The following is a 27000-nucleotide window of genomic DNA, read 5'->3' on the forward strand; positions in this document are numbered from 1 at the left end:
GTTAGGGGTTTGGATGTTGACGGCCTTGGTCGTCGGAAATATGATTGGGTCCGGAGTATTTTTGCTCCCAGCATCGCTAGCTAGCTTTGGAAGTATTACAGTCTTTAGCTGGTGTGCAACAGCAGTTGGAGCGATGCTTCTGGCTTTAGTTTTTGCGAAGCTGAGTACTCTCTTTCCTAAGACAGGAGGTCCTTACATCTACTGTAAGGAGGGCTTTGGGGATTTTGTTGGTTTTCAGGTAGCCTATAACTACTGGGTATATATGTGGGTAGGGAATGCCGCAATCGCTGTGGCATTTACAGGGTATTTAAGCATATTTTTTCCAGAACTTGCCTATAATAATGTACATGCATTTTTCATTACCGCTGGAGCGGTTTGGTTTTTTACAATTGTGAATATTATTGGAGTTCACCTAGCAGGGAAGTTTCAGCTTGTTTTAACAGTCCTAAAGTTTGTTCCTCTTCTTTTGATTGCTGTGATAGGAATTTTCTTCGTGGATACTGCAAATTTGGCTTACTTTAATGTGAGCGGAAAATCGAACTTTAGCGCTCTTTCGGGTGGAGCTATGCTTACTCTCTGGGCCTTTTTAGGGATGGAATCTGCATCGATTCCTGCTGATGATGTAAAAGACCCAAAAAAAACGATCCCAAGAGCAACAATACTCGGAACTGCGATAACAGCTGTTGTTTATATTCTGAGCACTGTGGCGATTATGGGTGTAATCCCTATGCCGGAACTTAAAGATTCTACAGCTCCTTTTGCAGATTTAGCGGGAAAGATTTTTGGACCGTGGGGAATGTATGTGATGGGCGCAGCTGCAGTCATTTCATGTGCAGGTGCTTTGAATGGGTGGATTCTTCTTCAAGGGCAGATTCCTATGGCAGCAGCAAAAGATAAGCTATTTCCCAAGCCGTTTGCAAAGGTTTCTAAATCTCGCTCACCTGTTTTTGGAATTGTTATTTCTTCAGTACTGATCACTCTAATTCTCCTTTTGAATTTCAATAAAGGGCTAGTCGATCAGTTTACATTTATCATTTCTTTGGCAACGCTTGCTGCGATTATTGCATACCTATATACCTCTGTTGCTGAGTTTGTTGTTTATATTAAACATCCCGATAAAATGGATCAAAAGAAGGTGATAAAGTCCTTATCAATTTCTGCTTTGGCTTTTATTTACACCTTTTGGGCAACTGTTAGCGCTGGCCAAGAGATTATCTTTTATGGATCTTTGTTGATGTTTACCAGCATCCCGATCTATGGTTGGATGGAATGGCAAAAATATCGAAAAAATATTGTGAGTGAGAATGGGCACGGTTAAGAAAATTTACGATTCTGTACACCGCTTCATCCACGTTGATGGACTCGAGAGCGATTTGATTAATTCAAGACCTTTTCAGCGTCTTCACTATATCCATCAGCTAGGGGCAACCTATTTTGTTTACCCTGGAGGAACGCATCGCCGTTTTGAGCATTCTCTAGGGGTGATGGAACTTGCTACAAGAATTTATGATGAAATCACTTCAGGCAATCTCCCAGGGAAGCTGAAAGAACTTATTCCTCGCTTTGCTTCTCACGAATATCGTTACTGGAGACGAGTGTTAAGGCTTGCTGCCCTTTGCCACGACTTGGGACATCTTCCCTTTAGTCATGTGGCGGAACATCGACTCCTTGGGAAAGGAGGGCATGAGATTTGGACACAAAAAATCATGGAGAGTGAGTTTTTGTCTCCAATATGGGAGCGGTTTGCGACCGAATCACTTGAAGATGGAATTTCAAGAGATGTGAAGCTCGATGTGATGAAAGTAGCGCTTGGAGAAAAGAAGTTTAAAGGGGCCTTTACTCCATGGGAACGAGTTGTTACTGAGATTGTTACAGGAGACTTTTTTGGAGCAGACCGTATTGACTATCTTCTTAGAGATTCTCAATGCACAGGACTTGCTTACGGGCTGTTTGATTACCATCAACTGATTGAAATGCTCAAAATGATCGTGACGAATGAAGGAATGCTTGCTTTAGGCGTTGAGGAGAATGGAATTGAGTCTTGTGAGGCACTTCTGCTGGCACGTCATTATATGCATAAGCGTCTTTACCAGTATTCAAGTGTTAAGTCCTATGCATTTCATTTAGCTCGGTTTATGGAGACAATCTATTACGACCTAGGAGATGATCTGGAAAGGTATATCTCGATGACCGATAATGAAGTGCTATCTGATCTAAATAAGGCCTCAAGAGATGAAAAACATCCTGGTCACTTTGATGCAAAGTGTCTTTATCTTCGCAAATATAGATTTAGAGCGATCGCGCTCAGAGCGCCTCCTGAAGAAAGGGATCTTGTTGAAATCAAAGACAAGCTAGGAATTCCTGATGATGAATTTTCGTGGGAGATCAGTAAAAAAGGGGGGCGAAGGCTGGGAATGAATTTCCCTGTTTTGAAAGAGGATGGGACAGTGGAGGTTGGAGACAACCTTTCAGAGATTTCAGTGCCTCCAAAAGAGCGAAGTTGGGTATATGTAGCCCCACGTTTTGAAGAAGAGGTTCGTAAAATGCTGAACCATGTGGATGTGCTCAGATGAAAAAGTGGTGTATTTTTGGTTTTTTTGTACTACTAATGGCAACTGGATTTGCTGATGATTATAGCGCGCCTTCTGTTCCAGTTCCAGAAGCGTCGCCAAAGGCAATGGCCTTTTATACGAGTGGAAACATTTTATGGGTTGTTCAACTTATTTGGTCGCTTACAGTTCCGGCGCTCATTGTTTTTACTAAGTTTGGTGCAAGGCTTCGAGCTTTTTGCGATAAAATTACTGGAATTTGGCTTTGGCAAACGGCACTGTATGCTTTCTTTTTCTTATTGATTGTTGCCATTCTCTCTCTTCCATTAGACTTTTATGGGGGATATGTTCGTCCTCATGCTTATGGCCTTTCAAATCAGACAATTGCCAGATGGCTTAATCATTATCTGACAGGGACAGCAATTTCCACAGTGATGGGGATCGTTCTTGTGTGGATCGTATACGGAATCATGAGAAAAAGCCCAAGGCGATGGTGGCTCTATTTTGGACTTTTAAATTTCCCTCTAGTGATCGTATTGGTTTTTGTTCAACCGATTTGGATAGCCCCTCTTTTTAATACGTTTGGACCTATGAGGGACAAACAGCTAGAGCAAAAAATCCTTCAGCTTGCTGACAGGGCAGGAATTCAAGGAGGGCGCGTCTATGAAGTGGACATGAGTGCCGATACAAAGCAAGTCAATGCTTATGTGACAGGAATTGGCTCCAGCAAACGCATTGTGATTTGGGATACTGCAATTAAAGAGCTTACTACTAATGAGCTCTTATTTGTTATGGGCCATGAGATGGGCCACTACGTTCTTCATCATATGTGGTGGGGGATCTTGATCTACACACTCATTACGATTGTGGGATTGTTTTTAGTCCACCTCACAGCAGGGCTTTTCTTGCGAAAGTGTCCTAAGCAGATGGGATTTAGTGAAATAAAGGATATTGCTTCGCTTCCCCTTATTCTTCTTCTTTATAGTTTTTATTCATTTCTTCTAACCCCAGCAGCAAACTTTTTTTCAAGATCGATCGAGCATAATGCCGACACCTTTGGATTGGAGCTTACTCACTTTAATGAGGAGGCAGGAACAGGCTTTGTGAAGCTTACAAGCACGAATCTTGCAAATCCTTGGCCAGGCCCCTTGTATATAGTCTTTAGAGCGTCCCATCCCTCTATTGGGGCCCGTATCACTTATTTTAATGAGTATAAGCCATGGTGCCATGATGAGCCTCTAGAATATAGTAAATATTATCGGCCTTATGGATACGTTTCACCTCTTGCTTCTCAACGTAATTCTTGCAAAAATAATCCTGAGGATTGTGATGATTGTCGCCAATAGTTCTTTATTGTGTTATTATTTGTAGATGATTTTGAAAAAGATATTTTCACAGGTTCGAGGTGAACAAGAAAAGCTCTTCCTACTATTTGCAATGCTTTGCGGTTTTTTTATTACTGCTGAGTATGCAATTACCAAGCCGACAAGCAATTCAATTTTTCTTGCCCACTATAGCGTGAAGCTTTATCCATATGCTTGGCTCTTAACGGTGCCATTCAACCTTTTTGCCGTAACCCTTTATAATCGTTTCCTACCTCGCTTAGGCTGTTTTCGCATGTTCCTTTGCACAGTGGGTGTAACGATGGGCATTAACGCCCTTTGTGGCCTATATGTGCAGCAGTTTCCTCCTTTGTCTTTTTTGCTATATGTATGGAAGGATATTTATGTTCTTCTAATGTTCCAGCAGCTCTGGTCCGTCATCCATACGAAGACAGAAATAAAGAAGGCAAAGTATCTCTATGGAATTATCTTTGGGGTCAGTGGGATAGGTGCCATATTTGGGAGTATGGTTCCCGGTTTTTTTGCTGTAAAGCTTGGCTCTGAGCATCTTCTTTATATGACAGTTCCTCTATATCTATTGTTTATTATAGCCTATCAACAGATGTTGAAACGCAGCAATGTGGAGGGAAGTGAAATTCTTCAGATGAAAAAAACAGAGGGAGGATTTCAGCTAATTAAGACCTCTTCTACCTTGAAGTTTATCCTTTTTATTGTGGTTCTTATGCAACTTTCAACAACGATTATGGATTATCAATTTAACACGTACCTCCAAGAGCGTTACCCTCTTCAAGATCTACGGACACAGTTTTATGGTCGCCTGTGGGGGATGATAAATACCTGCAAACTATGTTTGCAGTTTTTTGCGACTTTTTTACTTCTAAAATTTTTGGGCCTTAGAAGAAGTCATTTTGTGGTTCCAGGGATTCTTCTTGGAAATGCGATTTTGACCCTTTTCCAACCTACCTTTGCCTTTGTTACCTATGGTTTTAGTGTGATCAAAACATTTGATTATTCGATCTTCAATATTATCAAGGAGATGCTTTATGTCCCTTTGAAGACCGATGAAAAGTTTAAGGCAAAAGCGATCATCGATATTTTTGCTTATCGATCGGCGAAGGCTTTTGCTTCGGTATTTGTCCTTGGAATGCAGTTTCTCTCACCTGCAAAGCTTCCTTATGCATATTCTTGGGGGCCTCTTTTGCTTTTCATGATTTGGATCATTGTAGTTTTCTTATTTCTCCGCCGCCCACAAGAACAAAAACTCCTTGAAGCTTGATTCTAGAGAAGGTATATTAACCCCTTAAATTAGGAGTTAGCTATGAGCAAAATTAAACGATCAATCAAGAACGGTGAAGAAATTGTAGAAGTTGATTTAGGACCCAATGCGATCCTTCACAATTCTATCCTCAACAAAGGAACAGGTTTTACGGAAGAGGAGAGAGTAGAGCTTGGTCTTCATGGTCTTCTTCCTTTTCATACTTCAACCATTGAGGAGCAAGTCAACCGCGCCTATGGAAAATTCCAAAATAGACGCACTGATATCGGAAAGTATTCTTTCCTTTCCTCTCTGCAAGATCGAAATGAAACGCTCTTTTATTATCTCTGTAGTTTGCACCCAGAGGAGATGCTTCCTTATATCTACACACCAACAGTCGGTGATGCTTCCCTGAACTATAGCCATATTTATACTCAAAACAGGGGAGTATATATCTCCTATCCACATAAAGATCGAATGGAAGAGATTGTTGCTAATATTCCTTATGATCACGTTGATGTGATTGTCGTAACTGACGGAGCTCGAATTTTGGGACTAGGAGATCTAGGAGTGGGAGGAATGGCAATTCCTGTTGGGAAATTAGCGCTTTACTCTCTGTTCGGAGGGGTTCACCCGGCTCATACCCTCCCTATCACTCTTGATGTTGGAACAAATAATAAGACCCTTCTTAACGACCCTCTCTACCTTGGCTGGCAAGAGGAGCGTCTTGATGGCAAGGAATATGATGATTTTGTGGAGTCCTTTGTTCAAGCCATTACCAAGCGTTTTCCCAATGTTCTCATTCAATGGGAAGATTTTGCGAAAAACCAGGCTCAACCTCTTCTTGATCGTTATCGCGATAAGCTATGTTGTTTCAATGACGACATTCAAGGAACTGCTGGAGTTGTTGTGGCAGGGATCCTGAGTGCAATTAAAGGGATTGATGCTGATATTAAAGATCAAAAAATTGTCCTCTTTGGCGCTGGTTCTGCTGGGATTGGAATTGCTGAGCTCATTACTCAGGCAATGATGCTTCAAGGAGTTACTCGAGAAGAAGCAAAAGAGAAAATTTTTGTCATGGGACGGAATGGTCTTGCCCATACAGCTTCCGAGGGCTTAGATGATCTCAAGAAGCGGTTTGCTCAGAAAGAAGAGGCCATCAGTAGTTGGGGAGTGGAGGATATGCAACATATCCCTCTTCTTGAAACGATCAAACATGCAAAACCTACGATTCTTATTGGGACCTCAACTCAGCCTAATAGCTTTGATGAAGAAGTAATCACTGAAATGAAAAAACATGTACCTCGGCCCATAATTTTTCCACTATCTAATCCCACATCCAAATCAGAAGCGCACCCTGAAGATCTTATGAAGTGGACCAAAGGACAAGCACTTATTGCCACGGGAAGTCCGTATCAACCCGTTGAATATGAAGGGGAAAAGCATGTGATTGGTCAATGTAACAACATCTTTATCTTTCCTGGAGTGGGGCTTGGTGTCATCGCTTCTGGAGCAACGCGTGTGACGGATGGAATGTTTTTAGAGGCTGCTGCTGTTTTGAGCAAGTACGCTCCGATCCTTAATAACCCCTATGCTTCTCTTTTCCCGCGGATCACGGAGCTTCGTGCAATCTCCCGAGATGTAGCGATTGCTGTTGCAAATGAAGCGATCAAAGAGGGGATTTGTACAAATCCCCCAAAAGACGTAGAGCAGGCTGTGAAAGAAAGCATGTGGGAGCCAAAATATCCTACGGTTAAGAGATTGCAGAAATAGCAGCTTCATAATTGGGTTCTGCAGAGATCTCGTTGACAAGTTCACTGTAGAGGATTTTGTTATTTTCATCGATGACGAATATTGCACGTGCGCATAGTCCTTCTAAGGGACCATCAATGAGCAGGACGCCATAGTCAACGGCAAAGTCCTTATTTCGCATCATTGAAAGCGTATGTATATTGTCTAACTTTTCTACCATGCAAATCCGCGATCCTGCAAATGGAAGATCTGCTGAAACATAAATCAGGGTGAAATTTTGCCCCTTCTCATTAAGGTTTTTAGCAGATGTTAAACAAACACCTGTGTCTAAACTTGGCACTGTTGCAATGAGTTTTTTTCCTGGAAAGTCTCCTAAGTTTCGCTCTCTTAGATCTTTATCCACCAGCTTAAAGTCCGGTGCATTATTTCCAATTTTTGGCAGAGTTCCCATCGTGTTACAAACGTTTCCTTTTAGAGTTACTTCCATCAAAATTTCCCTTGTTTTAAATATTAAGGTATTGTTAAGGTTTCCCGCAATAAATGTTCCTTGGATAGCAAGCGATACGCAATGAACAACTTAAAAAAATTCACTTTGGAAAAGATCCGATCGATCTTTACCACTGAGCGTTCTTTTAAAAAGAGGGAAGAGCCTCTTAAAGCACCTGCTATGCACTTAAAAATTTTTTTTAAATACTGTTCTTAAACATATCCAAACGGGGATTTCCAAAAAACCTTTTTCTCTTTTTACTACAAAAATTCTTAATTCTAAAAGTAAACACCTAGAAGCATTGATTAAGCAGTCTGAGTCGGTCTGCTCCAAACAAGATATCGAACTTTTCTCCTATAAAGAATTCTTTTCTCGTAATCAATTAGCTCTTAGAAATGCCGTGCAATGGAATCTTCCCAAATATATCAAAACAAAAGAACAGGCTGAAACCTTGATCAATAAAATGAAAGAGGCGACTCCCGAATCATTCAAGCAATATCTAATTACCCTTCTTCATGCAGAAAATCTTTCTGAAGAGACCATCACTCAAGAAGCTAAGCGCCTCGAAGATGAATGGAAAATCTACCAGCAGGGTCAAGCAAGTACAGCTCCTGTTACTCAAATTTCTCCAATATAGATCGTATCGTCAAATACTTCGTTTATTTCATGACCATCACGATACCTGCTGCAAGTAAAACCATGGCAAAGATTTTTTTGAGAACTTTTGTAGGAAGCCGATGGGCTAATTTAGCCCCATAGGGGGCTGTAAAAAATGAGACAACGCTAATAATTAAGAAAGCAGGGATGTAAAGAAACCCCACAGTATCAGGTGCCTTAGTGGAGTGCATACCAAGAAGAAGAAAAAAGACCGCTCCGCAAAAAGAGATTAAAAAACTGAGAGCAGAGGACGTTCCAATTGCCTTTTTTACAGGGACTCCAAAATGAGAGAGGATCGGTACATTAACCATTCCGCCCCCAATTCCCAGAAGAGTTGAAAAAGCAGTGACACAGAATGAAATGGTACTCAGTGGCCAAAAAGAAGGAAGAGGGTGCTTCTTGCTTGTTTTTGAATCGGGTAAAAAAAATCGAATTCCCAGAAGAATTTCAAAAATCCCAAAGAAAATTTGAAGAAAGTGACTTGAGAGAAAGTTGGCTGCAGTTGCCCCAAGAATTGCTCCCAAAATGACACCAAGGGCCATAGGCTTTACGATATAAAGGAGAACCGCCTGCTTTTTATGATGGGTGTAGCTTCCGGAAAAAGTGTTAAAAACCATCGCTGCAAGAGAGGTGCCGATAGCAAGGTGCATCATAGCTCCTTGCGGAATATCTAATTTAGAAAAAACTAGAACAAGACAGGGGATCGTGACAACGCCTCCTCCAATACCAAGGAGGCCGGAAAGAATTCCCGCGAGAATTCCAATCACTCCAAAGCTAAAAATTTGAAAAATCATAAGACCTCTTTATTAGATTAAGTACTGCAGAGAGGTAGTAGCCGATAAAGGTGTCTCCAGCAGCTTTCACCTTTTCTGCACCTTGCTGGGTTTGAACGTCCCCTTGAGGTAGAGGGTAAGGTTGATTTCATCTTTAGTCATTTCTTGGTTCGCACCTGGATAGAGGACAATTGTGTTTTCACCTTTTGCATCCACTTGGATGATTGCATGTCCATTATCAAGAGTTCCTTCTTGGAAGAACTGTGTATTGACATTATTTTGATCGAGTTTTTCTTTCAGCCAAACTCCATCAGTTCCGATTTTTCCAGCATGAAAAACTATTGCTCCAGCGCGAGCAAGTGCAACGGATTGATTTGCCCCTTTCCCTCCAGCAAAGTGGCCAAGCTCTGTGCTTGCTAATGTTTCCCCTGGAGTCACAAAATGAGGAACTTGATAGATATGGTCTATATTAAGAGAACCGTAATTTAGAACCTTTGGCTTCATATTTTGGATGGTATCCTAAACTTTTTTTTGTTGCAAAAACACTCTTGGATCGAGTATCACAAGATAATAGTCGATTTCAAATCGACCCCTCGACTTATAGGCGAGGCGGTGTTTAGTTGGCGTGAATTTAAAAACGGAAAAAACGTTTCCTTGCTTCTTCTCTTCATGTTTATCGCTTATATTTTGGGACTTTTAGCGATCAGAATCTCAAAAGTTTCATAAAAAGTTTGAATAAATTTAGCACACAGTATAAAGTTCGTGTAAATCTTTTCTAAAGCAGGAGTAAAAATGGCAGCAGCCATTTCACATTATCAAAATTCAAAAGCAAAGACTCCTCTTCCACACACAGTTTTAGAAACGTAACAGACCATACCTCAATCCATGAAGACTGCTGTCCCCTTTTGGAGCAGCAGTCTTTTTTTATAGGTAGAAAGATTCAATCTTTCAAGGAAAAGCAAGTTGTGTGAACAAGCTTCCTTTTGTAGAAGTACGCAACGTTTGGAATTTGTTGCCTCAGTTGCTATCGAAATGTCATCAAAATTTTATTCAGACTCGCAATGACTACAGGTAATAAAATCTTCAGTTGACGATTTTCAAGCAGATTTTAATTTTTAATTCTTAAGAGAGGAGGGGAATTAATGATTGCGCTGGAGTGCTTGAGCGTGTTAAAATTCCATTTTTTAGTCAGTAAGGAGCGTGATCAATGGAAATTAAACAACAATTACTAGATATCGCCGGATACGAAAAGGTGATTAAAGTTATCGAGGAAGAGACGGGACTTGTAGCGATCATTTCAATCCACAATACAACTCTAGGGCCTGGCCTTGGGGGAACAAGGATTTACCCTTATGATACGTTTGATGAAGCCCTTACTGATGCACTGCGCCTCTCTAAAGGAATGACTTATAAATCTGCGATTGCTCAAGTTGGTGTTGGGGGAGCTAAGAGCGTTATTATCTCCGACCAGAAAAATAAAACCCCTGAAAAGCTAAGAGCTTTTGGAGCGGCAGTTGATCAGTTGCAGGGGAATTATATCTGCGCAGAGGATGTTGGATGTACTCCTGCCGATGTAGATGTGATCCTAGAGTCTACAAAATATGTTTGTGGTGTTCATAACCTAAGAGGAAGTGGAAACCCATCAGCTTTCACTGCTCATGGAACGTACCTTGGAATCTTATCAGCTCTGCAAGAACTTGATGGTAGCACGTCTCTAGAAGGAAAAACGATTGCAATTCAGGGAATGGGAAGTGTTGGAAAGCGCCTTGCTGAGCGTCTTTTTTGGTCAGGAGCAAAATTAATCATTGCAGACGTCAACGAAGATGTCATTCGTCATTTTGCTCATGAATTTGATGCACAGATCGTTCCTGCAGATGAAATTTTATTCGCAGAGTGTGATGTTCTTGCCCCTTGCGCAATGGGGGGAATTATCCATAAGGATATGATTCCAAAGCTCAACTGTCGTGCTATTGCAGGAGCTGCTAATAACCAGCTTCTTAAACCAACGGATGCAGATCACTTAATGGAAAAGGGTATTTTATATGCCCCCGATTTCGTGATTAATGCTGGTGGTTTGATCAACGTTATGAATGAGCTTCGTCTTGAAGGTTACAATGCAACACGCGCCCGCAACGGCATCAAACAGATCTATCATCAACTCCTTCAGATTTACGAAATTGCTCAGCAAAATGGAATTTCAACACATCAAGCAGCTGTTAGCCTAGCCGATCACCGCCTTGAAAAAGGAATTGGCAAGAGAACAGAGGAACTTTGCTTTCCATTTGCAGAGACTGCTAAGTAAAGTTCTCTGCAACCCACTTGCATAGAGCTCTCCATTCAACATGATGGTTTTGAATGGAGAGTTCTGTTTATTGAATAAGAAGCGGAATTTCTGAGATATCATCTAAATGCCACAGATTTAGATAGAGCTAAGTCAACGCGTCTGTATTGATCTCCAAGCAGCAGCTCACAGAAGTTGACTCTGAAAATCTTAGAGCATTGTTAAAAGTGGTGTTTTAGATGCCTGGCTTTTAGGAGCCAAGAAGAGGAGAAGTTTAAGGCTCTCAAACAAAACGTCTGATAATTAATGTTATGTTAGAAATAAGAGGTTGAGGCTTAAACAAGTCCCGGAAATTGCAGATAGGGATTGTGGGTGTCATTTTTCTTGCGGTGAAGCACGGGGTATCTATCTCTGCGTCTGTTCCATTGTTTCAAAAAAATCCTCCAAGCACGTTCGTATCCAGTCGGAAAGAAAGCGCTTATGAAATGTCTAATGGAGTGTTGTGCGATGCATATTTTCAGGAAGCGTGGAAATAGAAGTTTCTGTGATGTTCGATAAACTTTGTCTTATCCTTACTTCCCAAAATTGAAAAATAATTGATATTTAGTTGGTTAAATGCTACTATTCTTTCCAATTTTTATGTAAAAATGGAGTGTTTTGTGGAAGCTGTTAACCTTGTAGCTACCTTCTTTACAGCGAGTGGACTTCGAGGAATTCGATGTTCAGAAAATGAGTGGCATTTAGAGAAGACCCCCCTTCCTGCGGCAATGTGCCAAACTGCGCTCGTGCTGATTGCTTTGGGCCAGCTTTGTAGTTACTATGAGCTTCAAAAATTAAAAGCTCTTTCGACACCAACATACGCTTTAGGAATTGTTCCATTGCTTATTGGCCATGAAGCAGAAATGAATACTTTGGGTGCTCAAAAGGTTGCAAGGGCGGTGAATCGCAATCTTGGATTTCCACTTACACTTTCTTACTTTGTCGCAACATATGCCATTTTTAAACTGAAAAAATATAAACATGTTGCAGCTTCCCTTTCTGGATACGTTTTTATTGCAATTGTTGATCTCAAGCAAACACCCGAGAAGTTGAAGGAAAGTATTTCTAAAGTAATGACTATGTATTTTCCTCTCAACGATTTCTTTTTCGCGGAAGAGTTGCCTTTCAAATTACTAGGTATGGCTAAGCTCTTAACGTATGGAGAGGAATATTACGGCCCCGACCTCTACGGAAGCTTTGAAGAGAGAGGCTTGCAGAGTGGCAAGGCTTTTGTTTTGAAAGACGTCGTTGATACAAATACCGGTGTGAATCCTGGGCATTTAATGACTCGCGTTAAGCCTTGGGGTACATCTAGTGAGATTGTTTCTGAAAATGAGGAGCTCCGGATACTAATTCAGCAACTCAGGCAAAAAGAGGTTTTAGCGAGCGAGAAGGTTTTTAATGAAATGCTATCTATCGTTCAAAAGGTTTTTAAAAAACCCGAGGCTAGAGAACAACTTGCAAGCCTGCTTAACGAGGCAAGTGGGGCAAGGCTAATGCAAGAGCTTCCTAAACTCTATGTTCGGCATTTTTCAGATAAATTTACAGCTGAAGAGGCCCTTTATACACTTCTTTACCAAAAGCAAGACACATTCCTGCTTGCCGCTTTTGAAAAGGACTACAAAACATCGTCGAAATGGTTCAGGAGATTTTCTTTTGAAGGAACTCCCCAGCTGATCAACAGCTATCGAATTTTTTACGGAGGAGCACTTGGCTTCAATCTGGACTATGCTAAAAGTGATGCAACCCAATCTTCAGATGGGGCTCCGTTTTCAAGGCTCATTTGGCAACGTTGGGTGACATCTACTAGTCAGGAGTTTTTTAGAGACTTCTATACAGAAGAGAACCTCACTAAGTGGATTCAAGTTCCTGAGTTTACCAAAATTCCAAGTGTAACAAGCTGGCTTACCGAGCATGGCATCGATGAATTAAACAGCAAAGCCGCACGCTTTTTTCTTCTTAAGCACAGAGTGCTAGGATTCAGGGCCTAGCCTGGCGATCCGAGAGGAATGCTCAGGATAGGAGTTTCTTTCTCTTGCTGCTTTGCTTGAAGGTTATAGATCTGCTGCAGAAGAACAAAAGTTCTCTTCGAGTTGATATCGCCATCATCAATATAAAACCAATTGCCCCGATAGGCCACCGCTAGGTAAGCATTTTGGGGGTAGTGAGGACTCCAATTTACATTAAACAAATCCCCTACAACGTCTCCCCAATCAAACAGGGTACCATCAGCGTTTTGTGTCATTGCTACGGTTCCTGCTTCTATGTCTCTTTGAGGAACAGCGACTCCCAAGCTTAGGTAATACATGGTGCTCAAAAGTGAACGAGTCATGATACCGATTTCTGCTGCTTCGTTGAAAGCTTGTCGCATGTTGAGGACATATCTTCCTTTAGACTTTTTAATACCCTCTAACAGGTCTGCAAGACGGTCAGAATCCTCTCCATTTACAGGAAAGGAGATTTGGATAGCATTAGGACGCTCTTTGTATGCGTCTTCTTCAGAAGTATGTTCATCTCCGGTAGGGATGTAGCGAACACCAACCTGAAGCTGGCCAAGAGCCTGAAAATGGCGTAGAAGATGAAGACACTCAAAGAACTTTTTGTAGTGAGGTGGCTTTAGAGGAATAGGTCCTGAAGCTGAGCTAGCGTTTGAGATATCAGCCATATGCTGAATCAAAAGACGAAAGACCCTATCAACATCCCACCCGGTGAAGAGAAGCCCCTGAATGATACGCAGGTCAAGGGGCTGCATCAGCTGAATGGCGAAATCCTTTCCCTCAAGAGGAGAATACTGGATTGTAGGCTGATTCGACCACCCCATTTCAGCACCCAAAGCAGCAGGGTTATCATCGTCGAATCCGGGGATTTTGATCGATGGAAAGACTTTTCCAGAAAAATTAAACTGGGTTGTAATTCCATTAAGCTCTAAAAAATAGGGGGTGTCAGAGTAGCGGAGGCGAACTAAGTTAAGGAGAAGCTCTTGGTTGGTGGTGTTTTGCGCAGCGACGTTGTAGGATGTTCGTCCCCCACTTCCATACATTGAAGTGCGGCTAGAAACGTGGCAACCTGTAAGAAGTAGTGTGCTAAAAATTAGACCAAGGATGACTTTTTTCATTTGCGATATGCTCCGAAATTTTATTCAAGTTCATGATGTTAGCAAATGATGTTTTTTTTTAAAATTAATATAGGCAATGCTTCTGTATTTACAGCTGGCATTACAAGGCCTACAGCTTCATCTTCTTTTTTTTGACTTGCCGTTTTGATAAGCTCTCCCTTTCGATTGAGTCCTAACCAGTAGCTAAGCGTTGATTTACCAATTCCTAAATCATGTGCCACGTCTTTGATTTTCATCCTTTCTTCTCTGACTAAACGAACTGCATTGGCTTTGAATTCTTCGTCAAATTTCTTCATTCTTTTAAACTCCTCATTTTCTTGAAAAGTCTATATCATATCCGTCCACTTTTTCGGGGCAAGGTCAATCATTTGAACAGTAGTTCCTAGGTCTGGTCCAAAATCTTTACTAAAATCTTCTAAATACAAAGAGAATTTTGGGAAGTCTTTCTTTAATAGTTCGACACATCTACTTTCTGTTATTTCTTTCACTTTTTATTCCCCAAGTGCGTTGCGTATGTCTTTAATAATATTTTCGGCAGCAGCTTTGTCTCCATGTCTAGCATTAGGATTATTTTTTAACCATCTTTCAAGAGCGGTAATCGTTTCTGGAATATCCTGACGGCTTTTGAATTGTTCGATTAGGAATGCTGGATAGATCTTTTTTTCTTCTGCATGAATTTCTTCAGTTGTTGCGTCTCTTTGCTTTATCTCTGGACGTTTAGCTCTTGGAGGACGAGATTTCTCCCATGCATCTAAGTCATCCTAGATAGTTCTTCATAAACTATCTTTGCATACTCTCGACACTTAGAAAACTTAGAGTCTTCAATAATCGCTGCGTCGTTGACCCCATACCCATAGATATCAAAATCCTCCAGCATAGCGTACAGACTTTGAATCATTTCTCTTTGTTGGGGTGGCATTTCAACGGCGTAGTCACTGGTGTCAAGGACCATTTCGACATCTTCTTCAAAACCCTCCATTGTTAACGCAAAATCCGAATAATATTTTTGTTTTGCGACCCAAAAACGCTCTTGATAATCTTTATTAGATAGTTCCCAAGTCGATATCAAAAATGCTGGAAAATCACATAGTTTCTTCCTGTAATTGCCACCTCTTCGTCGTAAATTGCAAATGAACTCAGGGTAGATCTCTTCAAAATTTGCCTCCCTAGACAGGCATTTGTATAGAGACTTTGCAAGGTCAATGATTTCGTTCCATTTCGAATCGTGAATAACACGACCAAAATTTTTCCGTCCTTGAAAAACAAGCAGCTCGTCATGAAACTTTTTAAGTTTTTCTAACTGAAGTATTTTGAAATATATTATTGGAGGTCTTTCTAGTTTCAGTCCAACTATTTCAAGCTTCAAAGCCTCCATTGCCTTTGTATAATTTTGAAAAAAGGTGAACAGAGTGCCCTGGAAACACAGGGCGCTAGAAGCCCAATCATAGCCGTTCACTTTTCCCTTAACAACCTTCCGAAGGGGTATTGAGGGGCTTTCCTTTCTAATCCAAAAATTTTTTTGATATGATCTATCTGACAAAATCCATATAGCCCTCATGAGATTCAGAAAGTTCGTGTTAAAATCTGTAATTATTACCATTTCTTGATCTTTCCCATGCATCTAAATCATCCCCAGACAGTTCCTCATACACAAGTTTGGCATATTTTCCAATCTCCTGCCACCTTGGGTCGTTTATAATGGCTTGGTCGTTTTCACCGTATCGGCTTAAAGGGGTGTTTTTGTCTCCTGAATAATCTTCAACAATTCGTAAAAGCTCTGTTATCATTTCCCTTTGTTTTTGGGTCATTTCAATGATATCATCTGTATCTAATACAGCCTCACAATCCATCCTAAATGTTTCCATTGTCTCACCAAAATTATCTCCCCATTGGCCCTGCTTACCCCAATATTGCTCTTGATATGACTTGTTAAAGATTTTCCAAATACAGTAGATAAGAGGGGTAAAATCAGTTATTTTTTTGTTTGGCTGATTGTAGAGTTCTGGGTTTTCTGTAAACTCAATTGACTTTTTAGCCATAAAAAGAGGTCTTTCTTTATGAATTTCTTCCTTTTCTCTATCTGAAAGTTTTCTAGGTAAGGGCATCTTTCCCATTCTCATTCCCATCCTTTAAATTGGTATTCTTCCAAACGGATATGCGTCAAAGCTTCTTTTCCTTTGTTTTCAGCAAGAAATAAGTCTATCCATTCTCCATCCAAGCTTGTCATACTTCAATAGCGCGCTAGCCGAGAATCTTTTAAAGTGTTCTTTTGGACATTCAGCTCCGGACACGTCAGACATATCAGGAAGCATTAAGCTGCAGATACCTCGGAGAATTTTAGCACCACCCTTTGGAATGCTTTTTGTGAAGTCGTTAACAGCAGCGCTTTTCACCGTCTTTAAAGCATCCATAGCAGACCTTGACTGGAGAGTTACATCCATTAATGCAAACTCCATAGATCCAGAAAAACCAGCCATTTGAATCTGTCTTTGAGGAGAATCTCCTCGAGGAAGATCTGCAGTTCTCTCTAGCATTCTAAGCTCCATTTGCTCTAGACGATTTCTGCATGGAAATGTTCATCCATAATACTTTTTACGCTGTTCTTCCATCTTACGTTCATACTCTGCTGTTTCCTCTGGAGTGGGATTCCAGTTTTCAAGCTCTTTCATTCGCGCCTCATAAGCTGCTTGTTGCTCTGGTGTTCGTTGGTATTTGGCTAGGCTTTTCTTAGCTTCTTCAAGCACTTCCATTGCTTCATCGTAAGGGAATTCCCAGTAATTGCCATCACGTTTGTTGAAAAATGTAATAAAAATTTCACCTACCGCTTCATAAGATATTTCAGCCCATCCAGACTCTTTGTAATATACTTCACACACTGAATCTTCCTTGCCTGGTACATCTGCAATTGTAATTCTAAAGTCTTTTCTGCTCATTTTATGGCTCCAAAAAACCAATCATTTTTTTTCCGTCCCTTGTAAATCTTGCCCCGCCTTTCTCTGGAGCAAATACATCTATCAACTGAACTCCATATTTATCTGTTAAATGGTCTGGGAAAACCACTCTTTTATCAGGATGATTCAATATTTCATCGAGCACTTTTTGTCCCTGCATATTTACCTCATGGGTATTTCCACTTGGCTTTGGAAACACTGATTCCAGTCTATCTGTTTTCTTCTGCAATGCCCTTCCAGCCTTTGTTATTCCACCTCTATCTTGGAAAGTCCCAGAGTGACTCATTTCTCCTATAGAGACTGCTTTAGTCTCACCCTTTTCAACCCATGTTACAAACTGATAATTATTACTTCTATTCACACCTTTTGCCGCTTGAATCGCCTTGGACTCAACTTTCGCAATATTTCTCTTAAAAAATCCTTTGGGATATATCGGAAGCATTTCACTCCAAGGATTTCCGATTCCACTGTGGTAAGCAGGATTCTGTAGTGCTTCAATAGTCCTTAGTTCTTTTTCAAACCCCGTCGGATTCAAAAGTGCTCTATCTAATAACGGATTAGGCTTCAGATGTTTGGTAGATTGTCTCATGAAAGCAAATGCTTCTTGACCTAACTTCATGCAGGGCTTGCATCCACCAAGCAAAGGAAGCGGCACAGCAATTTCTCCAACAAACATACTCATTTGAGCGTTGGGGGAACCTAGATCTAGGTTGACCTTCTTAGCAACCCAATTGTCGAGTCTATTCGAAACCTCCATCAATCCAAAGGTATGGGGTTTAGTCTTTAAGCTTGGCTGCTCAAAAGCTTGAATCGCAAATACAATGGTTTTTTTAGCGCCTATAAGCAAACAAATGTCTGCATCTCTTTTAGCCCTGAGTGGGTTCTCTTTCCATTGTTGGACGTATCCTTTAACCCAAGTTTCTACATTTCTTTGAGTCTGCTCTGGAACAACTTTGCTGATAACGAAGGGAACAAAACCTGCCATTTGAAGTGGTCTATTATGCGCTGGTCTTATATCTACAGGATTACTCCTCCCAAGACTTCTAAGCTCCATTGGTGGCACTTGCACATTGTTTGCCAGACCTTGCCCCCAGTAAGCTTGATAATTCAAGGGGGCTTTAGGGCTATTATCTACAACAGGCGTTTGGTATTGCATGTTTTTGTTGAAGAGTTGGCCTTGTTGCATCGCCTGAACATTCTCCCACTGTCCTGCATTAGGCTCCCTTATCTGTGGTCTATTCGGAGATGGAGGGGCTTGAGACAATTCTCTTGGCACATATCTATCTGAAGAGGTAGATGGATTCGTGGTATACAGCGGCATCTTAGTTGCAGATATTTCACCGCTTACTGCAACGTTTTCTTTTATCCAATTCCATGCTTTCCCTACTACTGTTTTGGGTTTCCTGGGCTTTTCAGGTTTAGATTCTGGAACTGGAATTCTCTCTATCCCTTGTAGACTATCTAGTGTCTTTTGGGCGTCATCTCTTTCTTCTATCGCCTTTGATAGATTCTCGTTTCCCTTGATGACTTTGCTCAATTCCTTAGTTGCAGAGTTGAATGCACCACAGGCTTTTTGATACTTTGCAAATTTCTCATTGAGGTATTTATTTGCTTCTGCAACACCAGCTTCTTTTTGTATGAGCTCATTTTGTGCTGCTTGGATCTTTAGAGCATGTTGCTTGCTGTCTTCTTGCTGCTGTAAGTCTGCCAGAGTTGGTTCTTGCTTGGGGTATTTTTCTTGTTCTTCTGGAGTAAGTTCTCCGTCAACTTTTGGTTTAGGAGCTTCCTTGAACTTTTGGTCAACGTACTGCTTAATGTAGTGACTTTGAACATCTCCATTGGATATCAATGCTCTTGCGATGCGTATGTCAAGCGGCGTTGTCTCATCTGTCTCAGGAAGCTGATTAACAGCCTCAGCTACGCTAAAACCTAGTACTTGGCAGACTAGCTTTTTCTTATCTTGCGTTAATGCGCCTTTGAGTACAGATCCACCAAGGTTTCTTAAGGCAGACTCTCCTTTTCCTGTCTTTTCTGCTCGAGTTGCTAGGTCAAGAAGATCAACACCAAGAGCCGTTCCTAGATCCCAGGAATTTCTTCCCATTGCGCTACCAAGACCAAAGCCTCCAAATAGCTTTAAGACTTGCACTGCCTGATCTTTTCCTTCAGGGTCGATTGTATTGCCAAAAGAGTTCATTGCCGTTTTTGCTGCTTGTCCAATTACTAAGCTTGGATCTCCCGTTATAAAGGATAATCCTCCAGAGATCAAGGCACTACATAGATCATCTTTTAGCTCGTTTCTATGTTTATTTGAGAGCTGATGATCTCGTATCTTTTGCTGCTCAGCGTAGTGCTTTGCTGCTGTCCAGAGTGCTATCGCTCGAGTGAGATCTTCCTTTGTGAGTCTTGGTCTTTCGATGCTTTCTTTAGAGGGGGATTGCTTGAGATAGATCTTAACCTCTTCAATGTCTTTCTTGAGCCACTCTGATACCAATAGGCTGCTGAATATCTCCTTCAGTGCTTTCATGCATTTGGGAAATAATCTAGGAAATATGGGAAACTCTCGCAAACAGGTATCGTGAGTATCTAGTTGAAATACATCTCCAATCTTTTGTCCTGCTTTATTCAGAGATTTTATAAGCTGCCCCTTCAGGCCATACTCTTCTTCAAGGATCTTCTTGAGCTCAAGAATCACTTCTTCTGTTGGTTGATGATAAGTACAGTGGATATCTGAAAAGTCTCCAGCATCTATGGTGTATTCGACTTTTTCACTCACGTCTGCATAGCCTCGAAAATGATCAGCTAACAAAATAGATGCTTCTTTAGCTAAGTTGTTAACACCACGTATCTCACGGAAGAAATCAACAAAAACCTTTTGAAAGCGCTCATCTTCCTGCTGCTTTCCCAAAACAAAGAAATAACTTTCTTGAATCTTCCTATTGACTTCTCTATGCAGGCGTTGGATGTTCCGTGTATTGGCAGATAGTCTTTGCTCGGGATTTGGGTGCCAGGGATCTATAGAGTCAAATAGCTCTTGATACTTTGCTTCTGGAAGTCTTAGTGGTAAATGTCTTGCCGGAGGAGAGTTTTCTGGAGAACTAGATGCAGAACTATAACCGCATGACTTGTCACTAGAGATGGAGCTTGCTGAGGAGCTGTAGGGAGGAGGGAGGTTTTGAGGGACTCTAAGATGTGTTAACTTCTGCATCGGCTCATGCTACTAGTTTGATCAAGATGCCATAAGAGCTTAATCGATAGCGGTTATCTAGTCAAAGATTTACAACCACATATCAAAGAATTCCCGTATTCTATCCAATGTAAATTTTAAATATTTTTTGATGGGGTCAAAGATGATGTGTCCGAAGTGCATAAAGAATATCACAATCGTAAGCATTACAAAAATTCGCAGATTGGGACTATCAAATATAATCTCAAGGGTTTTCTTGATTTGCCCTAGATGGTGTCGTCATGAGATAGAAGCCCAAAGAGCGATACAACGGATTTGCACTGCAGCTATGAATGAAGCTGTATTTTTGGCATATCGAGTGGCTATTCCACGCCATCGTTTTAGTTGGAGAAAAGCATTTTCTACAAGGTGTCGAAGCTTATATAGTTCTTTATCAAATTCTCTCCATTTTTTGCGATTTGACCTCAGAGGAATGACTGGATTTATGTCCTGACTCTCGGCTTGCAATATAATTGCGTCACTATCATAAGCTTTATCGGCGAGCAAATGCTCTGCTGAAATATCTTGGATCAAGAAACTTGCTTGAGTGCTGTCATGAGTGGTACCTTGCGTAACAACAATTCGGACTGGCATACCATGCGCATCCACGGCCAAGTGTATTTTTGTGTTAAGCCCCCTTTTGTCCGACTCATGTCTTGATTACCGCCTTTAGCTCCCGATGCATGAGGGTGCACCTTAATATGGCTCCCATCTATCATGAGCCATTCATAGTCAGGATCTTCCACTAAACATTCAAGGAACGCTTCCCAAATTCTAGCATCCCGCCAACGACAGAAGCGACGGTGAGTGTTTTTCCAATCTCCATAATCAGGTGGTAAGTCTCTCCAAGGAGAGCCTGTTCGAAGAATCCAGAAAACAGCGTTAATGAACAGACGGTTATCTTTTGCTACGGCGCCCCACCCCCCTTTTCGACACTGTTCCATTGAGAGTTCCTTTTTGAGACAATACGATTGCGGCTAAAGTATCGATACTATCTCGGAGTTCTAATAAGCTCTGACTTGGATTCTTCGAACTATCAATCTTTATAAAAATTATTTCAATATTTCTTAATTGAGTTAGTGTGATCCATTTTATCGCCATTTTTTTGTAATTAATATATTAATTACAAAATAAATATTAACTAAAAAAATAAGTTGTTTGTTTTCAGTATGTTTCTCGACTCCAAATGAGGCGATTACTGAAGACTCCGGTGACCCAGATAATAGCTCCCCCCCAAAGAGCCCCCCAGATAGTGGTGATATGGACTCCATAGGAGATCTCACTCGCCAGCCAGAAGGTGAAGGCATTGATAATGAGTAGGAAGAGTCCTAAGGTGAAAATGGTGATAGGAAGGGTTAACAGAGTTAGAATAGGCCGAACACTAGAATTGATTACGGCGAGAATGATGCCAAAAAAGACAGCATCTAGATCATTTTTGACATGGAGGCCAGGCAAGAGGTGGGCACAAAGAAGAACCACTATTGTTGTGACAATGACTCGAATGATGAAGAGTATCACTTGTGCTTCTCCAACGCAATATTAATCAGGCTTCCTGCAAGGATTGAGTCACGCTCTCTTTGCGTGAGATTATGAGCAACCTTGTAATTCTCATTTTTTGTTTTATTGAAGACTTCAAATTCATTGTCTTTTTCAATATGCTTCCGAACATCCTTGATTTCGATCACATCTTCTTGAGAGATTTTATTATGATCTGAAGGATTCATAAAAACCAATGGAAGGATTCCAAAGTTGCAGAGGTTCTTTCGGTGAATACGAGCGTAGCTCTTAACAACGACTGCTTTTACTCCCAAATATCGAGGAGAAATGGCGGCATGTTCTCGGCTCGAGCCTTGTCCATAATTGCTACCACCAATAAGAACAGAACCTGATTTTTGGAATTTCATTGCTCTGTCATAGTAGCTTTCGTCAACCTGACCAAAAGTAAACTTACTAATTTCTGGAATATTGCTACGGAACGGGAGAACCTTGGTTCCTGCGGGTAGAATTTCGTCAGTAGAAATATTATCCCCCATTTTAAGGAGGACAGGTCCTTCAATATGATCCTCTAATTTCTCAAAATTTGGCAGAGGCTTGATATTGGGGCCCATAATCAGCTCCATCTTTTCTCCCGGAGGAGAAAGTTCATCAACAAGCTCTATCTTTTTTGGTTCTTTGTACTTAGGATAGGGCATGTCTAAAGTTCGCGGATCAGTAATGACACCAGTAATTGCTGAGGCAACAGCTGTTTCTGGACTACATAAGTAAACTTGGTCTTCCTTGGTTCCTGAACGGCCTGGAAAATTTCTCGGATTGGTTCTAAGGCTAATCTTTCCAGAGGCGGGAGCTTGACCCATTCCAATACAACCGTTGCATCCCGCCTGATGAATACGGGCTCCAGAACGGATCAGGGAGTTAAGATACCCCCCGGCTGTTAAGTTTTCTAGAATTTGTCTCGAAGAAGGATTGATATCAAAAGAGACTTGATCTTGCGATTTATGACCTTCAATAATCATTGCAGCAATGGCAAAGTCGCGCATTCCAGGATTTGCAGAAGAACCAATCATGGATTGGAAAATGGGCTTTCCAGCGACTTCTGATACTGGAACAACGTTTCCAGGGCTAGTGGGACAGGCAATCAGTGGCACTAATTTTGAAAGGTCGATTTCTTCATCTTCATCGTAGATAGCGTCCGGATCTGCCTTTAGCTCGAGCCAATCCTTTCCTCTTCCATGAAGTTCCATGAAGCGTTTCGTTTCTTTATCTGACGGAAAAACGCTTGTCGTTGCCCCAAGCTCAGCTCCCATATTTGTAATGACATGACGGTCCATTGCTGATAAGTTGTCGAGGCCAGGGCCATAATATTCTATAATTTTCCCAACTCCCCCAGAAACATCGTGTCTTCGTAGCATTTCTAGAATGACATCTTTAGCACTTACCCAATCAGGAAGCTTCCCTGTGAGTTTAACCCCCATAACTTTTGGCATGCTTACATAAAAGGGTTCTCCAGCGATTGCAAGTGCAACTTCAAGTCCACCTGTTCCAATTGCAAGCATTCCCAAGCTTCCAGCCGCAGGGGTATGACTATCGGATCCCAACATGGTTTTCCCTGGGATGCCGAGCTTTTCCATGTGCACTGGATGGCTTACGCCATTCCCTGCTTTACTAAACCAAAGACCAAACTTTCGTGTTGAACTCCATAAAAACAGATGGTCGTCAGGGTTCTTGTAGTCGTTCTGAATAATGTTGTGATCAACATACTGGCAAGAGACTTCAGTCTTGGGTTCTTTCAACCCCATGGCTTCAAGCTCTAACATAACCATCGTCCCCGTTGCATCTTGCGTTAGGGTGTGGTCAATTTTAATTCCGATTTCCTTCCCCGGAACCATTTCCCCTTCAACTAAATGACTCTCAATCAACTTCTGTGCAACATTTTTGCCCATTTGCTTTATCACCTGTTTTTCCTGATAATTTGTACCATAACAAAGAGACCTTTTTTCTCTAATAAATTTCTTTTTTGCCTAGGCTCTGTCCCTAAAGATAAAAATTGATTAGACTTGCATAAAAAACTAAAGGAAACTGACTTTATGTTAAGAGAATCAATTCCCCGAAGGACTATAGAGGAGAGGGAGCAGAGCGAGTTCTCCAGTACAGGGGGCCATAACAATATGTCATTTGGGTTCCCTTCGGGATAAACTTGTTTGAGAAAAGGATAATGTGAGTGATTCCATTATTGATCACCCACCGGGAGGTGAGATTTGGAGCGTCGCTATGGTTAAGAAAGCGTGTAAAATTCCCGACTGACTTGGCATCGATGCTCCACCGAGTTGCTTTTCCGCAAAGGTCGTAGCTAAAAACATAGTCATTAAAGCGATTTTTACGGTTGTTCTTCCGTTCTACAACTCCGGTGTACTCCCCTATATAGGTATTGGCAGGGATATCCTTGGCAGCATAAACCCCGTACCCGAGATAGCGATTGATCCAACGAACGTAATAGAGGTTCTCACGATGAAGGGCCATTGATTTTTTATGGAGACATAGAGTCCAGTGGTTCATTTGTCTGAAATTGGTTTTCTTCATCTTTCGGGCGCACTTTTTAGCAACTTGGTAAATTACTTCAGCAGAGTCAAAAATGAGAGAATCAGAGTAGGATATCTCGAGCCGCTCTTCAAACTCTTTGATTGGCATGGGAAGGATTTTTTCATCCTGGTTGCGATAGATAAGAATTGAGCGTTTTTCTTCTTTTACAAGAGCATTTTTTTGATTAAGAAGCTTGGTTAAATAGAGGGGGGTCATCCCCCATTTGTCAGTGAGAGGTTTCGCACCTTTTTTAAGAAGAAATTCGACTAAATCTGGGCGATTTTCAATGACAGCTAGATGGAGAAGGGTGCTTCCTTTCTCTGTTTTTTGATTGATTCCCCACTCCCCTTTCTTAAATGCGTCAAAAAGGGGGGCCAATTGTTTCATAGATGTCCAAGAACCTTCCACCAGCCTGTCCCGATGGTGAAGTAAATAAGAATGTTAATAAGACTTGCAAAAAGACCAAACTTCCACCAGTCAGTGATTTTTACATATCCTGATCCAAAGAAAATCGGCGCGGGGCCACATCCATAGTGAGTAAGCCCTCCCATCATGTTACTAAAGAATCCGAGTGTCAGCGCAGAAATCATTGGAGGGGCTCCAAGAGCGACCATTAAAACCAAAAATGCTGAATACATTGATCCGATATGTGCCACGATGCTGGCAAAGAAATAGTGGCTATAAAAGTAAACCAAAGCAAGTATGATAAAAGCCGTGAACCAAGGAAAGCCTTGAACATGCCCTTGAACAAACCCACTAAACCACGTAGTTAAGCCTAGCTTGTTGAGGTAAGTTGCCATCATGATAAGGGTGGCAAACCACATTAAAGTATTCCAAGCTCCCTTTTCCTTTATGACATCATCCCATGACAGAACTGAGGTTAGAAGGAGAATCACAAGACCAATTAGAGCTGCAATGACAGCTGGCATTGCGATAAAGGGGCCTGAAATCCATAGAGTAATAAGAAGGACAAAAGAAAAGATCATAATCCATTCTTGAATACGCATCTTCCCCATTTCTTTGAGCTTTTTAATTGCAAATGAGCGCGCATTTGGAGTTTCTTTCACCTCTGGGGGATAAACCTTGTAGAGAAATAATGGAATGATACCCAGGCAAATCAGTCCTGGAACTGAAGCAGCAAGAGCCCAGCCACCCCAAGTGATGTTTACTCCTATTCCTCCTGCAATTTCAGCAACGAGAGGGTTACCAGCCATAGACGTTAAAAACATTCCACTTGTGATAATAGACCCTTGAAATGTCGCTTTCATTAAGAAGGAGCCAAGTCGTCTGGGATGGCTATAAGGCTCACTTCCAAAGGCTTTAGCAAGAGAGTTTACAATGGGGTATATAATCCCACCCACCCGAGCCGTAACGCTGGGAATTGCTGGAGCTAAAACAAGGTCGGTCAGGATCATCCCGTATCCCATTCCTAGTGTGCTTTTTCCAAGATATTTAATGATAATGTAAGCGATGCGCTCCCCTAGGCCTGTCTTGATAAACCCCCTGGAAATAAAGAAGGCAATGACAATCAGCCAGACAATAGGGTGAACAAAGCCACTAAAGGTCTGATCGAAGCTCAATGTTTTCGTTGCCGCGGTGAGGACAAGTCCCAAAAACGCAAAAGTCCCAATGGGAACAGGGCGAAGAATAATCCCAATCACGGTAAAAATAAAAATCGCAAACATATGCATAGCTTGCGAAGTGACCCCTTCAGGAGGCGTAAGGTTCCAAATGAAAGCACCAATAACGATACTTAGGGCAAAGGATAGGATTTTTTTATTAAAGACTCTAGACATATGGTTAACAACTTCTGTAACATTGACAAAGAGATAAAGTTTAGAAAGCAGAAATATTTTACGCAAATGAAAAATACACTTTTTATTCCTGAACAGAAAACTCCACACTTTTATCTGCCTCCTCATACGGTGACTTGGAAACAGGACCTGGCTCACCTGAAAAAGAGCTTTTCAAAGGAGGGTCTGGAGACCTTTTTGGAGCTTTATTCCTTAGCAGAAACAAATCCAAAAAAAGCTAAGAAAGAAGTCGAGATTTTCCGAAATAACCATTCCAATCATCCTGAAGTGCTCAATCTATTGACCTATCTGAATGTTCGTAGAAAGAGAATTCGGCAAGCTGAGAGGCTTATTGATGAGAATTTTCAAAAAAACCCAGACTATCTTTTTGCCCGAATTAATTATGCCGACTTATGTCTAAGGCGTAAAAAACTTCAAAAAATTCCCGAACTCTTCAATTTTAAATTTAATTTAAGGGATTTCTGCCCGAATAGAAAAATATTTCATATCTCTGAGTTTCGTGGGTTTATGGTGATGATGGGACACTATCATTTACTGATTCAAAAGCGCGAAGCTGCAGAGTGTTACCACTATTTGGCGCACCGCGTAGACCCTCAGCATCCGAACACAAAAATCCTGCAGAAAAAACTTTATTATAAGCCTTTATACAAAAGGTTAATTTTAAAGCTCCTCCCCTCTTGATTT

At 41.2% G+C, this 27000-nt stretch carries 24 protein-coding genes and 1 pseudogene; 9 read left to right on the forward strand and 16 right to left on the reverse strand.

Annotation, left to right across the window (positions count from 1 at the left end):
- The first annotated feature begins 13 nt into the window (after positions 1-13).
- Genes R2I63_RS00460 through R2I63_RS00480 form a run of 5 tightly spaced genes read left to right on the forward strand, consistent with a single transcriptional unit; the run spans position 14 to position 6920 of the window.
- Positions 14-1318 (forward strand): amino acid permease, encoded by a 1305-nt coding sequence (locus R2I63_RS00460; protein WP_316357654.1) that lies wholly within the window; start codon positions 14-16, stop codon positions 1316-1318.
- On the forward strand, positions 1305-2573 hold the full coding sequence (locus R2I63_RS00465) for an HD domain-containing protein (protein WP_316357656.1): 1269 nt from the start codon (positions 1305-1307) through the stop codon (positions 2571-2573). Before R2I63_RS00460 ends, R2I63_RS00465 begins: the two co-directional genes overlap by 14 nt.
- Positions 2570-3895: a M48 family metallopeptidase gene (locus R2I63_RS00470; RefSeq protein WP_316357658.1), complete on the forward strand. Its 1326-nt coding sequence runs from the start codon at positions 2570-2572 to the stop codon at positions 3893-3895. The genes R2I63_RS00465 and R2I63_RS00470 overlap by 4 nt, the downstream gene beginning before the upstream one ends.
- 31 nt (positions 3896-3926) lie before the next feature.
- Positions 3927-5168 (forward strand): Npt1/Npt2 family nucleotide transporter, encoded by a 1242-nt coding sequence (locus tag R2I63_RS00475; protein ID WP_316357660.1) that lies wholly within the window; start codon positions 3927-3929, stop codon positions 5166-5168.
- A gap of 42 nt (positions 5169-5210) precedes the next feature.
- Positions 5211-6920 carry an NAD-dependent malic enzyme gene (locus R2I63_RS00480; RefSeq protein ID WP_316357662.1) on the forward strand — a complete coding sequence of 570 codons (1710 nt, stop codon included), beginning with the start codon at positions 5211-5213 and terminating at the stop codon, positions 6918-6920.
- Here the strand turns inward: R2I63_RS00480 and tpx are convergent.
- Positions 6901-7386 (reverse strand): thiol peroxidase, encoded by a 486-nt coding sequence (gene tpx, locus R2I63_RS00485; RefSeq protein ID WP_316357664.1) that lies wholly within the window; start codon positions 7384-7386, stop codon positions 6901-6903. The two genes, R2I63_RS00480 and tpx, sit on opposite strands and share 20 nt — an antisense overlap.
- Before the next feature lie 301 nt (positions 7387-7687).
- Here tpx and R2I63_RS00490 point away from each other — a divergent pair, with 301 nt between their 5' ends.
- A complete protein-coding gene (locus tag R2I63_RS00490) occupies positions 7688-8023 on the forward strand; it encodes a hypothetical protein (protein ID WP_316357666.1) in 336 nt (111 codons plus the stop codon).
- A 22-nt stretch (positions 8024-8045) separates the two neighbouring features.
- Here the strand turns inward: R2I63_RS00490 and R2I63_RS00495 are convergent, their stop codons facing one another.
- Positions 8046-8837, reverse strand: a complete 792-nt coding sequence (locus R2I63_RS00495; protein WP_316357668.1) for a sulfite exporter TauE/SafE family protein — start codon at positions 8835-8837, stop codon at positions 8046-8048.
- A 66-nt stretch (positions 8838-8903) separates the two neighbouring features.
- Positions 8904-9320, reverse strand: coding sequence for a PfkB family carbohydrate kinase (locus R2I63_RS00500; protein WP_316357670.1), 417 nt, complete (start codon positions 9318-9320; stop codon positions 8904-8906).
- A gap of 703 nt (positions 9321-10023) precedes the next feature.
- Between R2I63_RS00500 and R2I63_RS00505 the strand changes: the two genes are divergently transcribed.
- Both R2I63_RS00505 and R2I63_RS00510 read left to right on the forward strand, forming a co-directional pair.
- Entirely contained in the window at positions 10024-11118 is a 1095-nt protein-coding gene (locus R2I63_RS00505) for a Glu/Leu/Phe/Val family dehydrogenase (RefSeq protein WP_316357672.1), read from the forward strand.
- A gap of 638 nt (positions 11119-11756) precedes the next feature.
- Positions 11757-13127, forward strand: coding sequence for a hypothetical protein (locus R2I63_RS00510; RefSeq protein ID WP_316357673.1), 1371 nt, complete (start codon positions 11757-11759; stop codon positions 13125-13127).
- Here the strand turns inward: R2I63_RS00510 and R2I63_RS00515 are convergent.
- The 13 genes and pseudogenes from R2I63_RS00515 to R2I63_RS00575 all read right to left on the reverse strand — a co-directional run bounded on the left by R2I63_RS00515 (position 13124) and on the right by R2I63_RS00575 (position 26298).
- Complete coding sequence (locus tag R2I63_RS00515) at positions 13124-14251, reverse strand: hypothetical protein (RefSeq protein ID WP_316357675.1); 1128 nt, start codon at positions 14249-14251, stop codon at positions 13124-13126. The two genes, R2I63_RS00510 and R2I63_RS00515, sit on opposite strands and share 4 nt — an antisense overlap.
- 38 nt (positions 14252-14289) lie before the next feature.
- Positions 14290-14547 carry a transposase gene (locus tag R2I63_RS00520; protein ID WP_316357677.1) on the reverse strand — a complete coding sequence of 86 codons (258 nt, stop codon included), beginning with the start codon at positions 14545-14547 and terminating at the stop codon, positions 14290-14292.
- Between the two features lie 30 nt (positions 14548-14577).
- Positions 14578-14739 (reverse strand): hypothetical protein, encoded by a 162-nt coding sequence (locus R2I63_RS00525; RefSeq protein ID WP_316357679.1) that lies wholly within the window; start codon positions 14737-14739, stop codon positions 14578-14580.
- Between the two features lie 263 nt (positions 14740-15002).
- Entirely contained in the window at positions 15003-15617 is a 615-nt protein-coding gene (locus R2I63_RS00530) for a hypothetical protein (protein WP_316357682.1), read from the reverse strand.
- Positions 15618-15828: 211 nt separating this feature from the next.
- Positions 15829-16365 (reverse strand): hypothetical protein, encoded by a 537-nt coding sequence (locus R2I63_RS00535; RefSeq protein ID WP_316357684.1) that lies wholly within the window; start codon positions 16363-16365, stop codon positions 15829-15831.
- A 69-nt stretch (positions 16366-16434) separates the two neighbouring features.
- The gene (locus tag R2I63_RS00540; RefSeq protein ID WP_316357687.1) at positions 16435-16785 is read right to left on the reverse strand and encodes a hypothetical protein; all 351 of its coding nucleotides are present in this window, start codon (positions 16783-16785) and stop codon (positions 16435-16437) included.
- A 42-nt stretch (positions 16786-16827) separates the two neighbouring features.
- A complete protein-coding gene (locus tag R2I63_RS00545) occupies positions 16828-17184 on the reverse strand; it encodes a hypothetical protein (protein ID WP_316357689.1) in 357 nt (118 codons plus the stop codon).
- 1 nt (position 17185) lies between these two features.
- Positions 17186-20407 (reverse strand): hypothetical protein, encoded by a 3222-nt coding sequence (locus tag R2I63_RS00550; protein WP_316357690.1) that lies wholly within the window; start codon positions 20405-20407, stop codon positions 17186-17188.
- A gap of 258 nt (positions 20408-20665) precedes the next feature.
- A pseudogene (locus R2I63_RS00555) lies at positions 20666-21357 on the reverse strand (IS5 family transposase); the annotation flags it as partial.
- A gap of 232 nt (positions 21358-21589) precedes the next feature.
- The gene (locus R2I63_RS00560; RefSeq protein WP_316357691.1) at positions 21590-21943 is read right to left on the reverse strand and encodes a phage holin family protein; all 354 of its coding nucleotides are present in this window, start codon (positions 21941-21943) and stop codon (positions 21590-21592) included.
- Complete coding sequence (locus R2I63_RS00565; RefSeq protein ID WP_316357693.1) at positions 21940-23865, reverse strand: aconitate hydratase; 1926 nt, start codon at positions 23863-23865, stop codon at positions 21940-21942. The genes R2I63_RS00560 and R2I63_RS00565 overlap by 4 nt, the downstream gene beginning before the upstream one ends.
- Positions 23866-24037: 172 nt before the next feature.
- On the reverse strand, positions 24038-24889 hold the full coding sequence (locus R2I63_RS00570) for an SET domain-containing protein-lysine N-methyltransferase (protein WP_316357696.1): 852 nt from the start codon (positions 24887-24889) through the stop codon (positions 24038-24040).
- Positions 24886-26298: an anion permease gene (locus R2I63_RS00575; RefSeq protein ID WP_316357698.1), complete on the reverse strand. Its 1413-nt coding sequence runs from the start codon at positions 26296-26298 to the stop codon at positions 24886-24888. The genes R2I63_RS00570 and R2I63_RS00575 overlap by 4 nt, the downstream gene beginning before the upstream one ends.
- A gap of 66 nt (positions 26299-26364) precedes the next feature.
- On the opposite strand from R2I63_RS00575, the gene R2I63_RS00580 reads away from it, so the two are divergent.
- Complete coding sequence (locus R2I63_RS00580; protein WP_316357701.1) at positions 26365-26997, forward strand: tetratricopeptide repeat protein; 633 nt, start codon at positions 26365-26367, stop codon at positions 26995-26997.
- Positions 26998-27000 lie beyond the last annotated feature (3 nt).

The organism is Candidatus Neptunochlamydia sp. REUL1 (assembly GCF_963457595.1).
Classification (GTDB): domain Bacteria; phylum Chlamydiota; class Chlamydiia; order Chlamydiales; family Simkaniaceae; genus Neptunichlamydia.